The following is a 19,307-nucleotide window of genomic DNA, read 5'->3' on the forward strand; positions in this document are numbered from 1 at the left end:
TTATGAACTTCCGTATATTCTTTTTTCCATTCGGCCTAGAATTAAATCTAATAAAACGGCAATCAAGATGGCTGCAATCGTTCCGGTGAATATCATAAATTGATCGTTATATCCAATCCCGGCCAGGATTAAATCCCCTAATCCTCCGGCACCAATTAATGCTGCTAAAGCAGTCCAACTGATGATATAGACAGACGACACACGAATGCCGGACATCACATATGGAAAGGCAACAGGCAGTTCAATTTTAAATAAACTTTGTAACGTACTATAACCCATCCCCCGTGCCGCCTCTACAATTTCGGGATCTATTGATTCGATACCGGCATACGTATTTCTCAATAACGGTAACAGTGAATATAAGAACAACGCTATAACAGCTGGTGCAAAACCAATGCCAGCTATAGGAACCATCACAGCCAACAATGCAATTGGCGGAATAGTTTGGAATATATTCGCGATATTAAATATCATGTTTTTTATTTTATTGTTTTTCATCTTTGTCATATAAACAGCAAGTGGTATGGAAAACGATATTCCTAAAAGGATGACCGTAAAAGAAATAGCGATGTGTTCGTAAGTGTATTCTAAAATTGATGCATAGCTTTCCGTCCAATACTCGAAAAAACCGGACAGAATCTCCATTTATACATCACCACGCTTACCATTTATACTGGAACACAGGGTATGAAATAGCTTATTTATATCCAAAGTACCTATTAACTTTTGATCTTCAGCAATTACAGGAACTGTTTCTTCTGTAGCAGTAACATGGTTTATCACACTTCGAATGTCTTCGTCTTCCCTAACTGGTTTGATCGACAAATCCAATACATCCTGTAAGGTTCTTTCCTTATTTGAAAGCGCCTTATACAAACTTAGCTGCCCGAGATAAGTGCCATTGTTATCAACAAGCGAAATACCCGGGATTTTATGAGCGATCATCTGATCAATCGCCGATGCGACGGACGAATCAGACGAAATAGAAACAAAATCTTCGTAAACAAATTCACTTAGTGGCGGGAGTGTTCGATGCATATCTAAATGCTTCTCCCCAATAAAATCTTTCACAAATGCGTTGGCTGGATTTGTTAATAATTCATGAGGACTTCCTTTTTGTACAATTTCTCCGTCTTTCATTAAAATAATGTTATCGGCAATTTTGATCGCCTCATCCATATCGTGCGTGACAAAGATGATGGTTTTATTTATTTCCTCTTGAAGGCGAATGAGTTCATCTTGTATTTGTTCCCTACTGATGGGATCCAAAGCACTAAACGGCTCGTCCATCAGAATCGTAGAAGGATCTGCAGCTAGTGCACGTATCACCCCAATTCGCTGCTGTTGACCACCGCTTAGTTCAGATGGCTTACGGTGCATATACGTTTCAGGTTCCAAATTGACTAACTCCAGTAATTCTATAACTCTATGACGTATTTTTTGTTTGTTCCATTTTAATAATTTAGGGACAGAAGCAACATTATTATAGATGGTCATATGAGGGAATAATCCTATATTTTGAATGACAAAGCCCAAGTTTCGGCGAAGTTCGATGGAATTCATTTGTCTTATATCTTTATTATCGATGATGATTTGACCACCGGTATAATCAACGAGTCGATTGAGTAACTTCAATGTCGTCGTTTTCCCGCAACCACTGGGGCCTATCAATACATTGATCTTCCCGTCCTCAAACATTAAGTTAATATCGCGTAGCGCTTGAAACCCATCATCATAAAGTTTGCTTATATTTTTTAATTCAATCAAATTAATCCCCCTTATTTCGTTTGGCCTTGACTTGGATGCGGGGCGAACTTAATGCCTTAACGATTTGGATATCCCTCCCTGGAGAGGGATATGATTCGTTTAAAACATAAGGTCTTTCATTTCCCTGGGATATTTTGTGATGCTTCGGCACCCATCTTTTGTAACGATTACGGTATCGGAATGACGGAACCCACCAACACCTGGCACGTAAATCCCTGGTTCGATGGTATAAACCATCCCTTCTTCTAAAACGAGATCATTATCAAAACGAAGGTAAGGTTCTTCATGTTCTGATAAGCCAAGTCCATGACCAATCCGATGCTGAACGTATTGACCGTAGCCTTCTGCTTCGAAAACATTAAAGGAAGCAATATCAACATCTTTTGCTTTTACGCCAGGTTTGACCATTTCAAATCCGACTTGTTGTGCATCAACAGCAAGTTGAAAACATTTCTTCTGTTCTTCCGTTGGCTTTCCGATGAAAAACGTCCGTTCATTTTCGGCGCGATAACCATTGATCCACACCTGTCGACTGTGAATAATGACATCATTTTCTTCGTACTTTCGAGTACTTGAATATAAGTGCGGCATCGCACTACGTTCGATTCCTGAACACGTCCAGTTTTCATAACCAACGATTAAACCTGAGAACTCTTTTGAACTCAGCTCCAATAATTTCTGATCACCGTGAGAATCGAATTCAAGCTCACTCATGCCTGCCTTCACGTTTGCGAATGACGCCGATAATGCTGCATCAGACAAACGGCCGGCCTGTTCAAGCCAATAAATTTCCTCTTCATCTTTAACCGCACGTAAATCAATAAGATCTTGACCAATATCTTTTATTTGAAATCCTTGATCACGTAATATTTGATATACCGAAGCAGGAAGTATATCCAACTCAACACCCACAACAGCCCCTTTTTCCCAATCATTTATGATGGTATGCAGGGGAGTACGATAATCTGTATCTAGATGATTGTTTTGTATCTTTTCATGGTAAATATAGAAATGATCGGCAATCGCTCTTTCTTTCGCGTGATCCTCTTCCAAAGCCGGAATAATGTATTTCATTTCTTTTTGATCGATAAGGAGCACGATTGGTCTAGAATACGAAATCGCATCATAGTTGCTTAAATAATATTGGTTATCCGGATCCCATAAGAGTGTATGTTGTACTCCTTTATCCACCATACGTGATCGAAAATGTGCCAGACGTTTTTCAACAACTTCTTTTTGCAAAGACATTGTGGTAACCCTCCAAAATATTGGCTTAATGAAATTGTTCTTTTTATGAACATGTTCATTTTATGAATTCATAATTGCCACTATAACATAGCATTAAATTAATACAAGCGCCCTTTCGACAAAAAAGCTATATTCCTGAGATATTACTATAAATTCCTACGATATTTTTAGATATTTATTGCTTACATTATTCAAGAAACCTTGAGGCTATCTAATAAATATGGAAAGCTCGTGACTACAATAAAAAAAATGCCCCGAAGGGCATTAGGACTTCACTGAATCTGGAAGAGACTTACCGTTTGGCTGATAAATGGGGGATTTCGGCTGATAAAACGTTGAATTTGGCTGATATATTTCCCTGCTCGGAGTTGCCTCTCAGGCCAGCACAGCTTCCTTTTCAATACGTTTGATTCAATGCTTTCGGGGGTTCTGCCTTTCCTACAAAGCCGGCAAGGGCCAGGATGGTCAGTACGTAAGGGAGAATCAACATGTACACTTGCGGAATTTCGGAGAGCCCTGGTATTTGCTGGGCAGAGATACTTAAAGCTTGAGCGAATCCGAAAAATATGGCTGCCCCCATGGCACCGACGGGATGCCATTTTCCGAATATGAGAGCGGCGAGTGCCATAAACCCTTGTCCGACAATGGTTCCGGCAGAAAAATTGCCGGCGGTGGTGATGGCGAAAATAGCTCCGCCCAAGCCGCCGAGTGCACCGCTGAGCATCACTCCGATATATCGCATCCGGTTCACTTTGATGCCCATTGTATCGGCTGCCATTGGATGCTCACCGACAGAACGAAGCCGGAGTCCAAACGGTGTTTTAAAAATCACATACCAAACGATAGCAACGACTATAAACGCGAGAAACGTTGTTGCATAGATTCTTGAGAAAAACATCGACCCGATCACGGGGATTTCACTTAGCAAGGGAACATCAATCCTGAATAATCGCGCGCTGATCGCATCTGTTTGGCCACTGTCGAACACTTCCCTGACAATAAAGACACTTAACCCGAGAGCGAGGAAGTTTAATGCCACACCACTAACAATTTGGTCGGCTTTTAACGTAATGGACGCGACAGCGTGAAAAAGCGAGAAAATCGCTCCCAATATAATTGCCGCGAGCATTCCCATCCAGGGAGAAGCAAAACCAAACCCGATGGATTCGAAGAATAATGTGCCTACAATCCCGGAAAAAGCGCCCATTACCATCAGCCCTTCAAGACCAATGTTAACGACTCCGGATCGTTCACTGAACAATCCGCCAAGGGCTGTAAGAAGTAAAGGAGTAGATGCAATCAGGGCAGCCGGAACAATCGTATAAAGGACTTGTAGAATGTCTGCCATCTTATTTCCCCTCCTTCTTACTTTGCAAACGACTATAGATCCACCGAATCAAGTAGCTGGAAGCGACGAAGAAAATAATTAAGGCAATGATGATATCTGCCAGTTCCGGCGCAACGTTCGCTTGTCCCTGCATATTGTTGGCTCCCTGTTGGAGGCCGCCAAACAAAAATGCCGAGAAGAAAATGCCAATGGCATTACTGGCACCAAGTAGCGCGACAGCGATCCCGTCAAATCCATAATCAGTAAATGAGGAGAGGATCTCAGCATATTCAAACGTTCCCAGCCCGAGCATGGCCCCGCCGACTCCTGCAAACGCCCCGGAAATGGACATCGACATGATGATATTCGTTTTCACGTTCATCCCGGAGTAGGCAGAAGCTTGTCGATTGTACCCGACGGAACGTAATTCAAACCCTGATTTTGTTTTCCATAAAAGAAACCACATAAGCACACACGCGAGCACGGCAAGAACAAAGCCCCAATGCAACCGGGAAAAATTCGTGATCTCAGCTAAAAATTCCGAAGCGAGTGATGCCGAATCATGTATAAAAGCCGTTCTTTGACCAGATTCCTGAAAATAAGCCCGGATCAAAGCATTGACGATATGCATCGCTATGTAGTTCATCATGATCGTCACGATGACTTCATGAACTTGCAGACGAGCTTTTAACAATCCAGGCACGAAACCCCATAAGGCACCAGCCATTGCCCCGCCCAGTATGGCTAATGGCAGATGAATAATCATCGGCGCTTCAATCGTAATACCGACAATAACGGCAGCAAACCAGCCGACAATGAGTTGACCTTCAACACCGATATTCAAAAGGCCGGTTCTGAAAGCAAAGGCGACAGCAATTCCAGAAAAAATCAACGGGATCATCTGTTGAAGTGTTTCACCAAAATAATACAAATCACCAAAAACACCTTGGACTAATGCCACATAACCGGTCATCGGATTATTCCCGCTGAAAAGCATAATGATAGCACCGGCAAAGAACCCGAAACCAATCGCAATCAACGGAATGAACAATCCGAACATCCTGGATGTCAATAGATGTTTCACCGTTGTCCATCACCTGCTTCCCTTTTACCCCCTGCCATGAGAAGACCGAGTTCTTTTTCGTCCGTTTCGTTTGCATAGACGACATCTACGATGGCACCTTCATAGATCACTGCAATGCGATCACTCACATTAAGAATTTCATCAAGCTCCAGAGACACAAGCAAGACAGCATGTCCTTTATCTCGTTCTTCGACCAACTTTCCATGAATGAATTCGATAGCTCCAACGTCCAGTCCCCGTGTTGGCTGAGCAGCGATTAACATATCCGGTGAACGGTCCACTTCCCTGGCAATGATCATTTTCTGCTGGTTACCACCGGATAATGACCGCGCCGGTGTTTTCTCGTTTGGCGTACGGACATCGTATTCCTGAATAAGTGTTCTGGCTTTGTCATAAATTTCAGGATAGTTTAATATGCCTTTTTTCGTATAAGGCCATTGATAATACGTTTGTAACAACATATTTTCCGCTACGGTGAACTCCATGACCATGCCGTGTTTATGCCGGTCCTCCGGGATATGGCCTACGCCTGATTCGGTTACTTTTCGTGGTTTATCGTCGGTAATCACTTTTTCGGAGACGGTCACAGACCCGGATTTGACAGATCGTAAACCGGTGATCGCTTCGACCAGTTCTGTTTGGCCATTGCCGTCAACCCCTGCCAAACCAACGATTTCACCGGCACGCACATCAAGGTCTAAACCATTGATCACGTCTACCCCACGTGCATCTTCGACCGTTAAATCTTTAATGGAAAGCACCGTTTCTCTTGGATCAGATGCTTCCTTTTCTACTTCAAAACTCACTTCCCGCCCGACCATCATTTCGGCAAGCTTATTTTCTGAGGTCTCAGCAACATTTACCGTTCCTATGCCTTTCCCCCTGCGAATCACCGTACACCGGTCGCAAACCTGCATAATTTCTTTCAACTTATGTGTAATGAGAATAATCGATTTGCCCTCGCTTATCAGATTCTTCATAATTTGGATAAGTTCGTTAATTTCCTGGGGGGTGAGACTTGCTGTAGGTTCGTCAAAAATAAGAATATCAGCCCCACGATAAAGGGTTTTCAAAATTTCTACCCGCTGTTGCATACCGACAGATATATCTTCAATTTTGGCATTGGGGTCAACTTGTAATCCGTATTGGTCGGAGATATCGGCAACATCTTTGGTTGCCCGGCGATGATCGATGAACCCTTTCTTTAAAGGCTCGCTTCCGAGAATGATATTCTCCGTCACAGTAAATGTTTGCACAAGCATAAAGTGTTGGTGAACCATTCCAATGCCTAGCCGGTTGGCAACGTTTGGATCTGTGACAGCCACTTTCTCGCCTCTGACTTTAATCGTCCCTTGTTCAGGCTGATACAACCCGAACAAAACATTCATTAGTGTTGATTTTCCCGCGCCGTTTTCACCTAATAAGGCATGAATTTCACCTTTTTGAACTTGCAGCGTAATGTCGTCGTTGGCAACAATACCCGGAAATTCTTTTCGTATCTCGTTCAGCTCGATGACGTATTCCAAATTGACCACTCCCATTGAACGCACAAGCTATGTACACGAAAAGGCTAGTGCAAAACTAGCCTTCGTTATGCTCATCATTAACAGTTTCAGTGAATTAAAGAGAATCAGCGAATGTTTCAAATTCTTCTACGGTTTCCGGAACATCAATTTCGCCGTTGATAATCATCTCTGTATACTCTTCGGCAGCTTCAAGCGCTTCCTCAGATACATGGTCACGGGTTTCTGCAATTCCGACCCCATCATCTTCCAGGTCAAACTCCAATATTTCGCCTCCCGGGAAATTACCTTCCATGGTATCTTCACTCACTTGGTAAACAGCTTCATCCACACGCTTGACCATTGAAGTTAAGGTTACATCCGCCCACTCTTCTTCCTGAAGCGCCTGATCTTGGTCTACCCCGATCACCCAAACGTCTTCGTCCTGGTTCCGTCGATCAATCGCTTCCGTAAATAAACCATTTCCCGAACCGCCGGCGGCATGGAAAATAATATCTGCCCCGTTGCCATACATCGTGTCGGCCACTTGCTGCCCTAGCGATGCGTCGTTAAAATCTTCAGTATATTGTATGGCTACATCAATGTTGGGATCGACATATTCGACCCCTGCTCTGAAACCGGCTTCAAACTTGTTAATCAGCGGACTGTCAACCCCTCCGATATAACCCAATTGATCCGTTTCCGTATGCAAAGCAGCGATAACACCGACAAGAAAAGAACCTTCATGCTCTGCAAATGTAATGCTCGCAACGTTGTCCACAGGATCGTCATTTTCATCAACGACAATATCATCTACGAGTGCGAAATTCTCATCAGGATTTTGCTCAGACACAGACAAAATATCATCCAACATCAAAAAGCCGATGCCAAATGTTATATCAGTGCCTTCACGTGCGAACTGCATCAGGTTCGGTTGATAATCAGAGGAACTATCTGATTGAATGTAATCGACTTCCGATTCCGAATAGTCAGCTTCAAAGTCTTGCAGACCATTCCAGGCAGATTCATTAAATGAACGGTCATCAATCCCGCCTTCATCCGCAACCATTTTGGCAGCGAATTCTGCTGAATCCCCCTCGCCACTAGCTTCATCGTCTCCTCCGCCACAAGCAGTCAAAATCGTGCCGACGCCCAAGAGGACAGACAACAATAATGTCGAACGCTTTTTCATCATGATCATCCCCCTTATTGTGTAAATATTTCTATAGAAACGTTGTAGTCCGAATTAACTATACCATGTATTTTTCATATAATAAATACTTTTTTCACAAATACCAATTTTTATACATTAATCGATAAATGACCTCCCGTAGCAAAAAAATACTTTGCCACGGGAGGTGTTTCTTTTTGTGAAAAGAATTAAAGGGTTCACACTATCGAAAGTTTCTAATGATAAAGTGAAAACCAATGCTCAGTACCAGATTAGGCATCAGGAGCATGGTTGGCGGACTCATTGCAGTGCTCAGGTGGCATATCAGTCCGCAGGAGCACGGTTGGCGGACTAATTGCGGTGCTCGGAGACAAGATTAGTCCGCAAGTGCAACAAAACATGATATACATCCTTTTCATCTTTCAATGGGGGGCGCGAAGCGTCATGTTTGTTTTATTCCCAGCTCTCTATGACATGATCTGCCTGCGCGTGCAAAAGATCCAATGCATCGTTAGAAATCAATTCCTCTTCTTGTTGATGGTTGAGAAGATCTTTGAAGCTTTCCATATGCTGAATGACTTTTGCCCCTTCTTCTTGATTTTCATAATGATTGACTGCTGTTAAATGAACCGTCAAGTCATGGGGTGCTTGATCATCAAAAAATGCCCCGTCTTCGATCTGGTTTTCTACGGTGGTGATGACATCGGATACTTGGGTTTCTTCGAAACTGATCTGCGCAAGCATCGGATCATGGTCACTGACGCGCCCATCTTCCTCTGTGAAATCCGCATTCATATTGACGATATCAGCTTCTGTATTTTCAGCCAGATGATCACTGACGAGAATATGATCCAACACTTGTGAGTTGCCTTCAAAATTATACGTATATCGTTCTTCTTCCGGCAGTTCAGTCACCATATTCGTTAAGTGCGCTTCAGTGAAAATATCTAGCACCGGTGAAAATTCGAAGTCATTCAAATCCCCCATCACCATAACATTGGCATCATCATTCGTGGATTTGATGTCTTCAACGAAATCATTCACCGCTTCTGCTTGTTCAAGCCTTTGTGGCTCGCTCACCAATTCTGGTGGCTGATTTTCTCCAAATAGTGGATCATCAGGGGACTTCGCATTGAAATGGTTGTTAATCAAAACGATTTCTTCGTCGTTAAATTCAAATTCTGCTGCCAGTGGTTTACGGGAATCTTCGAATGCTTCATTATTCGGGTCTACCCGTCCCGGATTAAGGGTCAATCCATCCTCATCGGCATCAACAGCTGTGGTTGCATCCCCTTCCGGTTTGTCCGTTAACGAGACACGCTCGGGATTGTATAAGTAGCCGACACGAATGTTACCGCCAGGTTGTCCGCCATCCTGATTATCTTCAGGCGCAATATCCGTAAATTCATACGCCGGACCGCCAGCTGACTCAATCGCTTCAATCAACGTTTGATAGCTTTCGCTCGCGTCCGTCGTCCCATCATCGACCGGTCCATTATTGTCCTGGACTTCCACGAGCCCGATGATATCCGGGCTGTGCAAATGGTCATTGATGGACGCGGCTAAATCGGCTGTACGCTCAGGGTCGGTTTCCGCTGAAAAATTTTCCACATTATAAGTGGCAACGGTGAGTTCTTCTTCATTTGGCGTAATCGATGAGACTTCTCGTTCTGTGCCACCATCGTTGACTTCGGGCAATGTTTCCGTCGGTCTTATTTTAAAATTGCCAAAGTCATAATCGACCACACCGATGACCGAGCCGTCAAATTGATCACCAACTTTTGCATTCACCCCCTCGGCATCAATGAACATACGCTCGGGGTTATAGTTATCACCACCATCTAGCAATAAACCACCTGCTTCTGTTCTTAGTTTATCGACATCATTGTCAACAACAACCGGTATCTCATCGTGAGCCGGGGGACCGACAACCTCAGGATCATCCAGTTGCACCCGCATGCCTTCCAGGCTTTCATAATAATCGATGCCGTACGTTTCCGGATCAAACTCGCTCAACCCGTCTGAAGCGATGTGCTCCGTTGGCTGCACGTAACCGTCCTTGCCGATAATCACTGGGTCAGGCAGTTCATTCCCGGAAGATTCTATGTTAATCTCGGATGGCTCTATTTCCGTCGTTGTTAATTCTCCTTCATATCCATATTCATCTATCAAACCATCAACGTGTATTAAATCGCCGACTTCTACTTGCTCACTCGGCTGAAAAACATAGATACCTTCAGATGTCTGTATATCTCCATCGGGTCCGGGATCCTGCATGTAGAAACCATTATCATCGATCTCCGTCACAATGCCCTCGACATCGGCGACAAGCTCTCCTTCATATGGCGAACGATGTTCAGCGCCCTGGATATCATGAATGCGCAAGTCTTCAATAGGTTCCTGCTCTTCTTCATCTTCGAGCTGCATATTCCGTGGATCTTGCATACCCGGACCGCCAAAGTACGCTTCCAAACTTCCGGTCACTTGAATTTTTTCCCCGATGAGTCCAGGGTTGGTTTGTAAACCATAACCACTGCGAAAATCTGCTGTAATTTGAACCGGAAGGATGCTGTCCGAATCTGTTTCCGAGCTCGAATCAGCCAATGCAAAATTATAATCATTACTAAAAGGTTCATCAAAATTATAACTGTCTGATGCGATTGTATGCGCCACGATATAACCTTCAACCGTTCCCGATCCGTCGTTGTCGGCAATGGCTTCGTCCACCGTCAAATGCTCATCATCCGAGCTGTTCGCGTCCGCCTGAACGGAAACCGCTGTTACCGATAAAAAGGCAAAGATACACACACCGTATACTGACTTTTTCAACATCCTTTCACGCATTTTTTTACACCCTTTCACAAAGATAATGACCGGGCTCAAACATCTCTTTTGTTTGAGCCCTAAGATCACTGCATTTATTCATCGGCCACGTCCTGAATACGGTCTTCCACCTCGTAATCAACCTCTTCGAGTTCGACCATGTAGTCACGAAGCATTTCCCAGTCGGTATCTCCGACGATGGTCCCGCGTCCATCATCATAGGCATCGCCTAGAACGTCATGGCCATCGCCACCGGTAGCTGTAAAGTTATTCGTCGCCACCGTATACATGTCATCTTCAGCAATTTCTTCATATTCGCCGTCCATATTAACCTCAAGGGTTTCTACACGTTCACCCGGATCTTGGCTGCTGTCATATGTGAGACGCGTATCGCCTGAGATTTGGAGAAAACCGCCATTTTCTTCGGGACTATTCGACACGCTCGCCTCAAACGTTTCGATTAATTCTTCGCCGCTCAGTTCAAGAAGTGTCAGACGATTGCCGAATGGCTGCACTTCAATAATATCCCCTACAGTGACTTCACCTGTCTCGATAGACGTACGAATACCACCACCGTTTTGCAGTGCCATCATCGTATCTTCATCGGTTAACTGCGCGGCTTCCAGTTGAGCATCCGAAATTAAATTGCCGAGGGCTGTTTCATCCGCACGAACACTCTCATCATCTCCGTCCCCATGTCGAGGGTTGGGAAGATCATTAACAACGGTAGCCCCGACTTCTTCATTTTGGATGTCTTCAATGGTGTCCTGATAAGGATCCAGAATGTCCTGCGCCTCAGGGTCCGGTTCGCGCTCTTCCGTATCCATCAGTTCACCATCAGCTTCCGTAATAACGCCATCTTCATCAAACGTCACATTCATCCGACCAAGATGTTCCCCGTATTCCCCGGCTTGTCCAATGACGGTTGGATCCATTTCTTCACCGTCTTCATTCTCTGTCACGATGGTCAGTTCTTCCAAGGCAGTATGACTGTGACCGCCCACGATGACATCAATTTCCTCCACTTGTTCAGCGAGCAGAAGATCATTGCCAACACTCGGATCACTGTCATAGCCGAGATGTGTCAAGGCGATAATTTTGTCGATGCCCTCATCTTCAAACTGATCCACCATGTCCTGCGCAGCTTGAGCATAATCGGAAAATTCCACATCCATCGGGCTGGAGATATCAACGGTGTCTTCCGTATTTAATCCAAAAACACCAATGTCTTCCCCTTCATGCTCCAGGATGATCCCATCGTGAATCATCCCTTCCTCCGCTTCCTCACTAATGCCATCCGTAGTTAATTGATTTAACCCTTCATCTTCTGAAAAGTCCATGTTAGCTCCTAAAACCGGAAATTCAGCATCATCTATAAAATCAACCAGTTCCGGATGCCCTTCTTCGGAATCGCCAAGGTCAAATTCATGATTCCCTGGCACAAACGCATCGTAATCCATCAAATTCATAAATTCTAACGAATCTTGGCCATAAAATTCGTTAAAATAAATCGTTCCGGTGAATACGTCGCCAGCATCAAGAAGTAAACCGTCGCCATGTTCATCCTTGGCCTCATCTAAAGTCGTCACTAATTGCGGGAACATTTCTGTGTTTGCGTGATTATCGTTCGTATGATAAATATTCATGCTAAACGTTCCATCGTACGCTGCGATCAAGTCATCCGCAAGGGATTGAAGCGTTTCAAAACCACCTTCCGAGATCCATTGATTTTCCAATTGATGATCCAGCAGATCGTGAAAACCACCCATATGGTCAACGACTTTGTCCGTGTCTCCTTGGTCTTCATAGTGACCGACCGCTCGCAAATGTAGATCAAGTGTATGCACTGCTTCGCTATTTGCAAACGCCCCATCTTCCTCCAACTGCTCAACAACGTCTTGCAGCAATGATGCCGAAATGCTGTCTGATTCAGAGAAGTTATACGTGTAGGATGCTTCGTCTCCATCATAGTCGCCAGTAAAACTTACTTCATCCAATTCGTGTCGATCTATATGGTCTACGCCTTCAATGGAACTCGTAAATGTAACATCTCCAGCTGTATCTGCCGGATATAGAGACCAGTTATTGGTGACATGTGGATCATATTCTTCCATGTCCTCCATGTACTCGGCAACGACTTGGCGATTCTGGAGATTTTCATCTACGAGCTCTTCTACAATGTCTGCATCCTCAAGATGACCACCGCCACCGCCTGCACGGTAGTTGTTCGTTGCTACCAGAAATTCCATGTCAGCTGTTACCGGATCACCTTCATAAGTTAATGCTTGAACCCTTTCCCCTTCCGGCTGGGTGACGTCAAGATAATATTCTACTCCCTCAATCACGTCAAAATTATAAGAGGAAAAAGAGGCAAGGAGATCTTGGTCACTTGATTCTTCGGGATCAATCTGCTCAAAATTTTCAGCCGAACGTTCAAGCCACTGTTTCAACTCGTCTCCATCAATATCGACAACTTGAAGGGTGTTCGGATAGACGTAAATATCCGCAAGGTTTCCAATGGTTACTTCGCCTTCATCAACCTCCGTATAGTCCCCGTTTGCACGGAAAGGCGCTGCTGCAGAAAGGAGCGGTTTCTCTTCATATTCTGTGTCACTAAAATAGTCTTCAGCGAACCACATTTGTGCGTCATTGACAAGCTGCAGTACTTCATTGTCCATCACACGGGAAAAAAATGTATTCACATCATCGGAAATAGAACCGACTTCTTCGTTAATATGATCCAACGTACGCTCGTGAACGTCCTCGGTTAATGCTACAATTTCATCGTTTTCTTCTGCCCCTTCTACTGAAGTTACGTCAGAAGCAGCATCTTCAATCGACCATTCCCCATTATCTTCTGTGAGATTGAGTTCAATCGTACCTAAATGGCTTCCCCAATCTCCGGCCATGACCGCTGGCACGTCGTGAATGGTGCCATTTTCATCATCCACACCTTCTATCTCATCGTAATCGGAATGACCGGGGAACGTATTGTGGTTATGCCCCAAAAGCAGTGCATCGATTCCGTCCACTTCTGCAAGCGGAACACCTGCATTCTCTTTATCATCGTCATCCTCGCTTATACCAGTATGCGCTAATGCTACGACGATGTCCGACTGTTCTTCCAATTCCGGGAGATAACGCTCGGCAGACTCAACGATGTCACGTACTTCTACATCCCCCTCAAGATGAAGGTTGTCCCATTCCATGATTTGAGGAGGAACAAATCCGATCACTCCGATATCAATATCTTTCCCGTCGACCTCATGTTCAATGATTGTGTAAGGATCATAGTAGTGTTCTTCCCGATCCGTACCTGCTTCGTATACATTTGCACTAAGCCAGGGGAAGTCGGAAGATTCAACCGTTTGATCCAAAAAATCCAATCCGAAGTTAAATTCGTGATTGCCAACCCCGGCTGCTGCATAATCAAGTTCATTCATCGCTTTAATCACGGCTTGCGTCTCATCTTCTTCTATAGGCTCGACCAGCGTTTCAAGCTCGCCAAGCATACTTCCTTCAATCGTATCTCCACTATCAAAAAGAATCGTATTATCGTTTTCAGCACGTACTTGCTCTATCAGGGTTGCAGTTTTAGCGAGACCATAGTCGTCTACTTCTTCATCATTCATGTAGTCATAAGCCATAACGTTAGAGTGAATATCCGTCGTCGACATGATCGTTAAGTCATGATTACCGTCATCTTGATCTTCAGCAAAAGTCGAACCAGGGATAAGAAGCATCGAAGCTGTACCCATCATGGCTATTGATTTCACTGAAGGAAGAAAATAGGCATTCATACGCTTACCTCCGTCCCACACCTCGTGTGTTATTTTCACTCCCATTCGTCCAGGAGATCTTCAGCCTGGCCGCTTAAAATCTCATATGCTTCTTCAGAGATCAACGCATCGTTATGTTGTTGGTCAAGGAGATCCTGAAATCCCTCCATGTGCTGAACAACTTGTTCCGCCGCGTCTTGATTTTCATGATGATGGACGGCTGTTAAATGCACAGTTAAAGCGCGACTGGTCTCCTCATCAGCAATTTCGCCGTCTTCAGCCAAGTTTTCAACAACAGCTTTAATATCAACCGCACTTTCAGGAAGTTCATCATTTTCCTCACTCATTGCATCTAGTATATTGTTGGCGATATCCGTATTATCAAGGGTTCCGGAAAACGCTTCTGCATGAGAGCCATAAGCATACACAGGTACATCGACCGCTGTATGACCTGTGGTTGTCCATCCAATACCGGCACGTTGACTTATGACATGAGCGACTCCTTCATCTGCATCATCCGCATTTTCAATCATTTCAATTTCCTCTGAAGTCAAGTCTTGGATACCCGCATATTCGGCAAGAACTTCTTCGATATTACTATTATCATCATTCATTTCATTCGCCATATACTCAGAAGATCTCGTGACATCACTGATGACATCTCTGTTAAAGTCATATTCTCCATCCACTCCGGCTGACATGCCCCCAGTCCCGTGATCCGCGGTGACAACAACGAGTGTATTGGGATCTTCTTGAGCATAATCTAACGCGACTTGTAACGCATGATCGAAAGCAATTGTATCGGTTATGTTCGCAACAGGATAGTTTGAATGTCCAGCATGATCAATTCTTCCCCCTTCAATCATAAGAAAGAAACCATCGTCATTTTGACTGAGATTCTCAATCGCTGTATCGGTCATTTCAGAAAGACTCGGTTCGTTGGTCGTTTCTCGATCCAGCTCAAAAGACATGTGATCTTCGCTAAATAATCCTAAAAGCTGATCGGAACTGCTTTCTGAAAGATCATCCTGATCATGAAGCAATTCATATCCATCAGCTTCCGCTTCTTCTATTAAGTTTCGGCCATCTTCCCTTTCACCACCTTCTTCTTCAGGTAAAAAAAATTCAATCCCTCCACCGAATAATATATCGACTTTACTATCCAGCATTTGCGGTGCAATTTCCTCTTCCATCCCGCGATCTTCAACATGGGCCGCGAAAGAAGCAGGTGTTGCATGAGTCATCGTCGTGTTTGTTACAAGTCCCGTAGATTTATTTTCATCTTGGGCGTAGCTAAGTATCGTTTTAACTTCTTCGTAATCTTCATTTCCATCTTCACTGGGCACCATTCCAACAACATTGTCATCGGTTTTATAACCCGAAGCCATTGCTGTAGCAGCAGCGGCAGAGTCTGTAATAACATTATCGTTCGAATGGGTACGGACAAATCCTGTGTGAGGCATTGTGTCCATACTCTGCTCCCCATCAGAAGCGCCTTCACCGAGATAGTATGCAGCAGTAGACGTTTGTTGTAGTGCCATCCCATCTCCAATCAATAAAATAATATTGTCTGCGGTATCCGTTATTTTTTCTTCCGATTCACTATTTTCTGAATTTATTTCGTCTTCACCTCCTGCACTATAAATAGCAGTTCCAAATATGAACGGTATTACTACGGTCAATCCTAAGACTATTCTAATCTTTTTCACAACAAAATAACCCTCCATATGAAAATTTTGTATTTAATAGAATTATTTATATTTTACCAAATGAAGGATGTATAGTAAATAATTCCCCGGAATTTATTACGGAGAAGATAGCCAGTTAACGGCCCCGGCATCCACACCGCTACAATGACAAATTAACGTAAGATATCGTCAACTATGTTATAATTCAATGTTTTTCGGCAACAATGATGCTAAAACTTTTTTGTGGGGGCTTTATGAAGGAAAGAGAGAAGCGTTTTGAACAGCAAGAAAACCAGAAAAAGCGAAGGGCAGAAATTGAAAAATCCAGAAAAAAACAGAAAAGATTCAAGCAAGTCTCAGAAAGAAGCTTATGGAAGAATAAGCTTTTTTTATTGAAATAAAAAAACCCTCGATAAATAGAGGCTTTCTGTTCGTTCTATTGTCTGGTTAACTCTTTGATTCGTTTTTTAAACGCTTCTGTTTTCTTCTTGCTTTGTTCCAGTTCGTAATTTCTTTCTTCTTGACGTCGTTCAATCATTTTTTGTGTTTCCGATTTTTCTCTTCGATTGCGAATATTGTTTTTACGGGTTGTTGTCATAGGAACACCCCCTCTCATTCTCTGTTCATCTAAATTTAATCGGCACACACGTCCATTATCTCTTTTTTACCATAAAATCAAAAGAGCCATCAGTGGATTTTTAGAATCAATATATTCCTTCCCGTATCATAGGTTTCGGTACGAACGCCCTGAAAAAGGGAGCTGCAAAACAGCTCCCTCACTTTTCTTTTTCCTTCTGTAGTTTTTCGACTTCTTCAAGGTTTAATCCAGTTACTTCAGCAACTTCTTCAGGGCTACGGATTCCCATGTCATTTCCTGCGAGACTTCGTACTGTTCATTAATGGAAGTATGCTTAACTTCATGAGTTCCTCATGAGTTAATTCCTCGCCTCTTTGTATTTTATCCCACATTTCGCGCCCGTTTGAGTATGTTTCTTAATTTTTGGCAGGAATTTGCCTTACCTGTATCAAAGGTTCAGGAAAGACAACCCATGAGGTGATTCCTTTGAGCCTATCACCAGAAGATCTTCCCGACATTCAACCCGTTCGTATCGGATCAACGCCAGTGATCCGCCAGCTGATGGATAAAATGGGATTAATTGAGGCCATCGACAAGCTATCTCCTGTCAAAGAGAAAGACTGTAACGTCTCCGTAGGGACAAGAGTAGCTGCTATGATCATCAATCAGTTATCCCATCGTAAAGCCCTTTATCGCGTCCAAGAATTTTATCAAGAGCAAGATGTCGAGTTACTCTTTGGTCCCGGAACGAAAGCGAATGATTTCAATGACGATGCGCTCGGCCGTGCGTTAGACGCCCTTCATGAGGCGGGCATTGAGAAGGTCTGTAAGAGAGCCATTCAGGCCGTTCAAGCTCCGATCGACCTCACGTGGAAAGGGCTCCATTTTGATACCACATCCTTTGTGTACACGGGCCAACCCAAGAATCACCCGGACGAGGAGGACATCTTGAAAATTGTACGCGGCTATTCCAAAGACCACCGGCCTGATCTGCCCCAATTCAAGTTTGGGTTGGGAACGACGCCGGAAGGCATCCCTGTTTATGGCGATATTTTAGACGGTAACCAGGATGATAAAACGTGGAACAAGCATGTCTTGCATGCGCTCACCGATTGGTATGATCCGGAACAACTGGAACAGGCGATTTTTATTTCGGATAGTGCCCTGGTCACCCAAGATAATCTGGAGGCCACCACGGGCCAAAAGGATCAGGCCGATTTTCAGTTTTTGTCCCGATTGCCGGAGAATTTCAATCTCGCCAAAACCTTGAAGGCAGAGGCCTTAGAGCAGGATTTGGATCAGTGGGAGGAGATCGGTGCCCTCGTGGACCGTAAAGGCGCTGCTTCTTACCGCATCTATCCCACCAAAGCTGACCTTAACGGGAAAACCTACCGGTTTCTGGTGATCCAATCCGACCATATGGATGCCCGAAAAGAAAAAACCATCCAAAGCAACTTGGAAAAGGAACAGAGACGTTGGCACAAGGAACAAGCCGAGCTGGAAAGGCAGGACTTCTCCTGCGAGGCCGACGCGGAAGAGGCGCTGGGCGCATTTCTCAAGAAACACCAAAAAGGCTACCATACATTTGAAGGCACGACGGTCTGTGTAGAGCTGCCAGGCAAACGCCAAAAGCGGGGCCGTCCCAAAAAAGGGGAGGCGCCACCGCCGCCGATCACGGTTTATCGTGTCCGATTAACGCTTCATCCCCCTTCGGACGAACAGCTCGAGGCGATTCGAAAGCAAGCCTCTATCTTTATTCTCGTGACCAGTGTCGCCAAAGATGATCAAGCAGACGTGGAGCTGTTAAAGGCCTATAAAGGGCAACAGACGGTGGAAAATCGCTTTCGTTTCCTCAAAAATCCCTTTTTTGTCGGCAGGGTCTATCTGGCAAAACCTAAACGCGTGGAAGCTTTTGCATGTGTGATGATGATCAGTGTCATGGTGTACAGCCTCTTTGAATACCTGATTCGCAAAAACATGGAAGGGGCCTCCGAACCCCTGTACCAACTTGGCGGAGGAGGACGCAGAAGCTTTCGCCCCACGGGTGAATCTGTTTTGGAACTTTTGGACACCGTCGACATCCTTCATATGGAGATTGACGGACATCTTCGGCGGTTCTTCCCGAAGCATTATGAGCCGCAATTACCCCGTATTCTCGTTTTGTTGGAAATGGATGCCTCCATTTTCACAGAACCAAGGAGCTCGATGGCTGTCGAGAGCCGTCACCAGTAACCTTGAGACGGTCATTCGTTTGCCTTGCTAATGTCGAAGGAACGGGAATAAGCGCGCATTTTGTTGCATTGGCTGATGAATCAGCTACAATCAGACAAGCATAACGCGT

The 19,307-nt window shown here is 44.3% G+C and carries 12 protein-coding genes; 1 reads left to right on the top strand and 11 read right to left on the bottom strand.

Features of this window, described 5'->3' with window-relative positions; all coding sequences use genetic code 11:
- The 11 genes from EPH95_RS03815 to EPH95_RS18625 all read right to left on the bottom strand — a co-directional run bounded on the left by EPH95_RS03815 (nt 1) and on the right by EPH95_RS18625 (nt 16,987).
- Entirely contained in the window at nt 1-645 is a 645-nt protein-coding gene (locus tag EPH95_RS03815; RefSeq protein WP_142087515.1) for an ABC transporter permease, read from the bottom strand.
- Nucleotides 646-1,767, bottom strand: a complete 1,122-nt coding sequence (locus EPH95_RS03820; RefSeq protein WP_142087516.1) for an ABC transporter ATP-binding protein — start codon at nt 1,765-1,767, stop codon at nt 646-648.
- Between the two features lie 99 nt (nt 1,768-1,866).
- The gene (locus EPH95_RS03825) at nt 1,867-3,015 is read right to left on the bottom strand and encodes a M24 family metallopeptidase (RefSeq protein WP_142087518.1); all 1,149 of its coding nucleotides are present in this window, start codon (nt 3,013-3,015) and stop codon (nt 1,867-1,869) included.
- A 397-nt stretch (nt 3,016-3,412) separates the two neighbouring features.
- Nucleotides 3,413-4,363: an ABC transporter permease gene (locus EPH95_RS03830; protein WP_142087520.1), complete on the bottom strand. Its 951-nt coding sequence runs from the start codon at nt 4,361-4,363 to the stop codon at nt 3,413-3,415.
- 1 nt (nt 4,364) lies between these two features.
- The gene (locus tag EPH95_RS03835; protein ID WP_319592838.1) at nt 4,365-5,402 is read right to left on the bottom strand and encodes an ABC transporter permease; all 1,038 of its coding nucleotides are present in this window, start codon (nt 5,400-5,402) and stop codon (nt 4,365-4,367) included.
- 20 nt (nt 5,403-5,422) lie between these two features.
- Complete coding sequence (locus EPH95_RS03840) at nt 5,423-6,952, bottom strand: ABC transporter ATP-binding protein (RefSeq protein ID WP_142087522.1); 1,530 nt, start codon at nt 6,950-6,952, stop codon at nt 5,423-5,425.
- Between the two features lie 94 nt (nt 6,953-7,046).
- Nucleotides 7,047-8,123: a BMP family lipoprotein gene (locus tag EPH95_RS03845; RefSeq protein ID WP_142087525.1), complete on the bottom strand. Its 1,077-nt coding sequence runs from the start codon at nt 8,121-8,123 to the stop codon at nt 7,047-7,049.
- A gap of 429 nt (nt 8,124-8,552) precedes the next feature.
- Nucleotides 8,553-10,943, bottom strand: coding sequence for a DUF6359 domain-containing protein (locus EPH95_RS03850; RefSeq protein WP_142087528.1), 2,391 nt, complete (start codon nt 10,941-10,943; stop codon nt 8,553-8,555).
- Nucleotides 10,944-11,017: 74 nt separating this feature from the next.
- The gene (locus EPH95_RS03855) at nt 11,018-14,722 is read right to left on the bottom strand and encodes a bifunctional 2',3'-cyclic-nucleotide 2'-phosphodiesterase/3'-nucleotidase (protein WP_160141591.1); all 3,705 of its coding nucleotides are present in this window, start codon (nt 14,720-14,722) and stop codon (nt 11,018-11,020) included.
- 35 nt (nt 14,723-14,757) lie between these two features.
- Nucleotides 14,758-16,383 carry an alkaline phosphatase gene (locus tag EPH95_RS03860; protein WP_160141592.1) on the bottom strand — a complete coding sequence of 542 codons (1,626 nt, stop codon included), beginning with the start codon at nt 16,381-16,383 and terminating at the stop codon, nt 14,758-14,760.
- Between the two features lie 442 nt (nt 16,384-16,825).
- Nucleotides 16,826-16,987 (bottom strand): hypothetical protein, encoded by a 162-nt coding sequence (locus EPH95_RS18625; protein WP_160141593.1) that lies wholly within the window; start codon nt 16,985-16,987, stop codon nt 16,826-16,828.
- 465 nt (nt 16,988-17,452) lie between these two features.
- On the opposite strand from EPH95_RS18625, the gene EPH95_RS03865 reads away from it, so the two are divergent.
- A complete protein-coding gene (locus EPH95_RS03865) occupies nt 17,453-19,198 on the top strand; it encodes an IS1634 family transposase (protein ID WP_142087535.1) in 1,746 nt (581 codons plus the stop codon).
- The last annotated feature ends 109 nt before the right edge of the window (nt 19,199-19,307 follow it).

Source organism: Salicibibacter halophilus, assembly GCF_006740705.1.
GTDB lineage: Bacteria > Bacillota > Bacilli > Bacillales > Marinococcaceae > Salicibibacter > Salicibibacter halophilus.

Coding starts and splice junctions, on each gene's coding strand:
- EPH95_RS03815 (WP_142087515.1), bottom strand. CDS start 645: ATGGAGATTCTGTCCGGTTTTTTCGAGTATTGGACGGAAAGCTATGCA.
- EPH95_RS03825 (WP_142087518.1), bottom strand. CDS start 3,015: ATGTCTTTGCAAAAAGAAGTTGTTGAAAAACGTCTGGCACATTTTCGA.
- EPH95_RS03830 (WP_142087520.1), bottom strand. CDS start 4,363: ATGGCAGACATTCTACAAGTCCTTTATACGATTGTTCCGGCTGCCCTG.
- EPH95_RS03835 (WP_319592838.1), bottom strand. CDS start 5,402: ATGTTCGGATTGTTCATTCCGTTGATTGCGATTGGTTTCGGGTTCTTT.
- EPH95_RS03845 (WP_142087525.1), bottom strand. CDS start 8,123: ATGATGAAAAAGCGTTCGACATTATTGTTGTCTGTCCTCTTGGGCGTC.
- EPH95_RS03850 (WP_142087528.1), bottom strand. CDS start 10,943: ATGCGTGAAAGGATGTTGAAAAAGTCAGTATACGGTGTGTGTATCTTT.
- EPH95_RS03855 (WP_160141591.1), bottom strand. CDS start 14,722: ATGAATGCCTATTTTCTTCCTTCAGTGAAATCAATAGCCATGATGGGT.
- EPH95_RS18625 (WP_160141593.1), bottom strand. CDS start 16,987: ATGACAACAACCCGTAAAAACAATATTCGCAATCGAAGAGAAAAATCG.